At 40.1% G+C, this 289-nt stretch carries 1 protein-coding gene; it reads left to right on the top strand.

The window, feature by feature from the left end:
- A partial coding sequence (gene lptC, locus AAEZ09_RS28030) for an LPS export ABC transporter periplasmic protein LptC (protein ID WP_350601600.1) occupies nt 1-277 on the top strand: 277 nt, incomplete at its 5' end.
- Between the last annotated feature and the right edge of the window lie 12 nt (nt 278-289).

Below are 289 nucleotides of genomic sequence, written 5' to 3'. Positions count from 1 at the left end.
ATTAAGTGCAGATCGAGGACAATTGAATAAAAACACCAGCAAAGTCATATTAGAAAACAATGTTATTATTGATGCCATTGATATAGAAGAACCCCTGCAGTCATTGAGTACCCAAGCGGTGACGGTAGACTTAACCACTATGATAGGCACCTCACAAGAGATGGTGTATATCAAAGGCAAAGGGTTTATTATTAAAGGCTTAGGCCTACATGCTGACTTGAATTCGCAACAATTATCGCTACTGAGCCAGGTAGAAGGAACATATGAGCCACATTAATCGTCTCCACAC

Origin of the sequence: Pseudomonas sp. 65/3-MNA-CIBAN-0223, from assembly GCF_040310425.1 — a bacterium.
In the GTDB taxonomy this organism is placed as follows: domain Bacteria; phylum Pseudomonadota; class Gammaproteobacteria; order Pseudomonadales; family Pseudomonadaceae; genus Aquipseudomonas; species Aquipseudomonas gregormendelii.
This window is presented reverse-complemented; position numbering and strand designations above follow the sequence as displayed.